General features: G+C 67.4%; 4 protein-coding genes. 3 read left to right on the forward strand and 1 reads right to left on the reverse strand.

What is annotated here, in order from left to right; all coding sequences use genetic code 11:
* Nucleotides 1-123: 123 nt before the first annotated feature.
* Nucleotides 124-393, reverse strand: coding sequence for a 30S ribosomal protein S20 (rpsT, locus tag QRO93_RS19320; protein ID WP_005408560.1), 270 nt, complete (start codon nucleotides 391-393; stop codon nucleotides 124-126).
* Between the two features lie 117 nt (nucleotides 394-510).
* Between rpsT and murJ the strand changes: the two genes are divergently transcribed.
* The 3 genes from murJ to QRO93_RS19335 form a co-directional block, all read left to right on the forward strand.
* A complete protein-coding gene (murJ, locus tag QRO93_RS19325; RefSeq protein WP_180879540.1) occupies nucleotides 511-2,115 on the forward strand; it encodes a murein biosynthesis integral membrane protein MurJ in 1,605 nt (534 codons plus the stop codon).
* 75 nt (nucleotides 2,116-2,190) lie between these two features.
* Nucleotides 2,191-3,138 (forward strand): bifunctional riboflavin kinase/FAD synthetase, encoded by a 948-nt coding sequence (locus QRO93_RS19330; protein WP_053449120.1) that lies wholly within the window; start codon nucleotides 2,191-2,193, stop codon nucleotides 3,136-3,138.
* A partial coding sequence (locus tag QRO93_RS19335; RefSeq protein ID WP_285304327.1) for a class I tRNA ligase family protein occupies nucleotides 3,135-4,310 on the forward strand: 1,176 nt, incomplete at its 3' end. The genes QRO93_RS19330 and QRO93_RS19335, both read left to right, overlap by 4 nt.

The following is a 4,310-nucleotide window of genomic DNA, read 5'->3' on the forward strand; positions in this document are numbered from 1 at the left end:
TGCGAACAGCAGCCGAGCATGGGCTCGGCTCTACATGGGGCGGATTGCAGGCAACAAAAAACCCGGCCGAGGCCGGGCTTTTGTCTGCTGCCCAGCCCCGAAGGGCAGGGCGGCAACGCCGGATCAGGCGGCCTTGAGGGCCTTGATGCGGTCGTTCAGGCGGCTCTTGTGGCGAGCAGCCTTGTTCTTGTGGATCAGGCCACGCGCGCTGAAGCGATCCAGGATCGGCTGGGCAACGGCGAAGGCGGCTTCGGCGCCGGCGGCATCGTTGGCGTCCAGCGCCTTGATCACTTTCTTGACAGCGGTGCGCAGCATCGAGCGCTGAGCCACGTTGCGCGCGTTGCGCACGACGGTCTGCTTGGCGCGCTTCTTGGCGGACTTGATATTGGCCACGGTGGTGGTTTCCTGAAAAAATCGGTGTTATGGGAACAGCAAGCTAGCTAGTATGATGGCGTAAGAAATGCACGTCAAGTCGATTGTCAAGAGGGACGCTGAGTGAGTTCACCCAAGTTGTTGCGGGGCCTGCTGTCGTTCAGCAGCATGACCATGGTCTCGCGCGTCCTTGGACTTGTCCGGGACTTCGTGGTGACCACCACGTTCGGCACCAACGCCATCACTGATGCTTTCTGGGTCGCCTTCAGGGTACCCAATTTCCTGCGCCGGTTGTTCGCCGAGGGGTCTTTCGCCACCGCTTTCGTGCCGGTGTTCACGGAAGTGAAGGAAACTCGCAGTCATGCCGAGCTGCGCGAACTGATGGCGCGCACCGCCGGCACCCTGGGTGGGGTGCTGATGCTGGTCACCGCTCTGGCGCTGATCTTCGCGCCGCAGCTGGCCTCGGTCTTCTCAAGCGGCGTTGATACCGATCCAGTCAAGCAGGGCCTGCTGGTCGACCTGTTCCGCCTGACCTTCCCGTTCCTGCTGTTCGTCTCGCTCACCGCCCTGGCCGGCGGCGCGCTGAACAGCTTCCAGCGCTTTGCGATGCCGGCGCTGACCCCGGTCATCCTCAACCTGTGCATGATCGCCGGCGCGCTGTGGCTGGCACCGCGGCTGGGCGGCACCCCGGAGAAGCAGATCCTGGCGCTGGGCTGGGCGGTACTGGCCGCCGGCATCCTGCAGCTGCTGTTCCAGCTGCCGTCACTGAAGGGCATCAACCTGCTGACCCTGCCGCGCTGGGGCTGGAGCCATCCGGGCGTGCGCAAGGTGATGACGCTGATGGTGCCGACCCTGTTCGGTTCCTCGGTGGCGCAGATCAACCTGCTGCTGGACACGGTCATCGCGGCCAAGCTGACCGACGGCTCGCAGTCCTGGCTGTCGTTGGCCGATCGCTTCCTGGAACTGCCGCTGGGCGTGTTCGGCGTGGCGCTGGGCACGGTGATCCTGCCGGCGCTGGCCCGCCACCACGTCAGCACCGACCGCGAGGGCTTCTCGCGCTCGCTGGACTGGGGCCTGCGCATGACCCTGCTGATCTCGGTGCCGGCCATGCTCGGCCTGCTGCTGCTGGCCGAGCCGCTGATCGCGACCATCTTCCAGCACGGCCAGTTCAGTGCCTTCGATACCCGCATGACCGCGTTGTCGGTGTACGGCCTGAGCTTCGGCCTGCCGGCGTTCGCCCTGCTGAAGGTGGTGCTGCCGGCGTTCTACGCGCGGCAGGACACCAAGACCCCGGTGCGCGCCGGTATCGCCGCGCTGGTGGCCAACATGGTGTTCAACTTCGCCCTGCTGGCCGTGCTGTACCAGGTGATGGTGCCGGACGAACTGAAGGCGCAGGGCGTGATGGCGGCCATCGGCAAGCAGCCGGGCCTGCACCTGGCGCTGGGCATTGCCAGTGCGCTGTCCAGTTACCTGAACCTGGGCCTGCTCTGGTACTGGCTGGGCAAGACCGATGTCTACCAGCGCCGCCCGGGCTGGGGCGGCTATCTGCTGCGCCTGCTGCTGGCCTGCCTGGCCATGGTCGGCGTGCTGCTGGCGCTGCTGTACTGGCTGCCGGGCTTCTCGGCGATGAGCGTGTGGGAGCGGATCGGTGCCCTGGCGGTGCTGGTCGGTGGCGGTGGTGCGACCTATGCGCTGGCGATGGTGGCGATGGGCTTCCGCCCGCGCGACCTGCGCGGGCATTGATCGCGGCCCGTGGCGGCTATACTTCAGGGTTACACCATTGAAGCGGCGGCCCCGGTCGGGCCGGAACGAGAGTTGATGAGCAGGCTGTTCAGAAGCGTCGAGGGCGGGGAGCTGTTCCCCAACGGAAGCGTGGTCTGTATCGGTGCATTCGACGGCCTCCACCTGGGGCATCGTGCGCTGGTCCGCCACGCGGTCGCCCGCGCGCGCGCCTTGGGCGTGGCCGCGGTGGCCGTGGCGTTCGAGCCGCTGCCGCGTGAATTCTTCGCCCAGGGCACGCCGCCGCCGCGGCTGACCCTGGCGCGCAGCAAGGTCGAGATCCTGCGCGAGCTCGGCGTCGATGCGATCGGCCTGCTGCGTTTCGACGCGGCGATGGCCGCCATGCCGGCCGAGGACTTCGTGCGGCGGCTGCTGGTGCATCGGCTGGGCGCCCGCGAAGTGTGGATCGGCCCGGAGTTCTGCTTCGGCAACCGCCGTCGTGGCGACCTGGCCCTGCTGCAGAAGATGGGCGCCGAACTGGGCTTCAGCGCCGGCGAGATCGAAGCGGTGGACCTGCATGGCGAGCGCATTTCCAGCACCCGCATCCGCCAGCTGCTGCAGGACGGCGACTTCGCCCGTGCCGGCGACCTGCTCGGCCGTCCGTACGCGATCAGCGGGCGGGTGGTGCGCGGGCGCCAGCTCGGCCGCACGCTGGGCTTCCCGACCGCCAACCTGCGCTTCCCGAAGACCCCGGCGCTGTCGGGCATCTACGCGACCTGGGTGCACGGCGTGTTCGACCAGCCGTGGCCCTCGGTGTCCAGCTTCGGCACGCGGCCGACGGTGGACGGCGTGGAGCCGCTGCTGGAAGCGCATCTGTTCGATTTCCAGGGCGACCTGTATGGCCGCCACATCGACGTGGAGTTCGTCGCCAAGCTGCGCGACGAAGAGAAATTCAATGATCTGGCGGCACTGACCGACCAGATGCACCGCGACGCCGAACAGGCGCGCGCCATCCTTTCCGAACATAGATTGCGAGCCACTGCGTGAGCCAGGACTACAAGACCACCCTGAACCTGCCAGCCACCGAATTCCCGATGCGCGGCGACCTGCCCAAGCGCGAGCCGGGCATTCTGGCGCAGTGGGAAGCGCAGGGGCTCTACCAGCAGCTGCGCGACAACGCCGCCGGCCGCCCGCTGTTCGTGCTGCACGACGGCCCGCCGTACGCCAACGGCCGCATCCACCTCGGCCACGCGGTCAACAAGATCCTGAAGGACATCATCGTCAAGTCGCGCTACCTGGCCGGCTTCGATGCGCCCTACGTGCCGGGCTGGGACTGCCACGGCCTGCCGATCGAGATCGCGGTCGAGAAGAAGTGGGGCAAGGTCGGCACCAAGCTCGACGCGGTTGAATTCCGGCAGAAGTGCCGTGAGTTCGCCGAAGAGCAGATCAACATCCAGCGCGTGGACTTCAAGCGCCTGGGCGTGACCGGTGACTGGGACAACCCGTACAAGACCCTGAGCTTCGACTTCGAGGCCAACGAGATCCGTGCGCTGGCCAAGGTCGTGGCCAACGGCCACCTGGTGCGTGGCGCCAAGCCGGTGTACTGGTGCTTCGACTGTGGTTCGGCGCTGGCCGAAGCCGAGATCGAGTACCAGGAAAAGGAATCGCCGGCGATCGACGTGGCCTACGCCGCGCGCGATGCGCAGGCCATCGGCCAGGCGTTCGGCGTGAGCGTGCCGGCTGACGTCGAAGTGGCCGTGCCGATCTGGACCACCACGCCGTGGACGCTGCCGGCCTCGCTGGCCGTTTCGCTGGGCGCGGAGATCAACTACGTGCTGGCCGAAGGCCCGGCCCACAACGGCAAGCGCCGTTGGCTGGTGCTGGCCGCCGCGCTGGCCGAGCGCGCGCTGCAGCGCTACGGCGTGGATGAAGTGGTGCTGCACGGTGAAACCACCGGCGCGGCGCTGGAAAACCAGCTGCTGGCGCATCCGTTCTACCCGGAGCGCGAAATCCTGGTGCTCAACGGCGACCATGTCTCCGACGAGGACGGTACCGGTGCGGTGCACACTGCGCCCGGCCACGGCCAGGAAGACTTCGTGGTCAGCCAGAAGTACGGCCTGCTGGACAAGTACAACGCCGGTCAGGTCACCCCGATCGACGGCCGTGGCGTGTACCTGGAATCGACCCCGCCGGCCGGTGACGTGGTGGGGGGGGGGGCG

Origin of the sequence: Stenotrophomonas maltophilia group sp. Smal17 (assembly GCF_030237045.1) — a bacterium.
Classification (GTDB): domain Bacteria; phylum Pseudomonadota; class Gammaproteobacteria; order Xanthomonadales; family Xanthomonadaceae; genus Stenotrophomonas; species Stenotrophomonas forensis.

What these genes read in the sequence shown, in the direction of transcription:
- QRO93_RS19330 (WP_053449120.1), top strand. Translation starts at nt 2,191, where the DNA reads ATGAGCAGGCTGTTCAGAAGCGTCGAGGGCGGGGAGCTGTTCCCCAAC.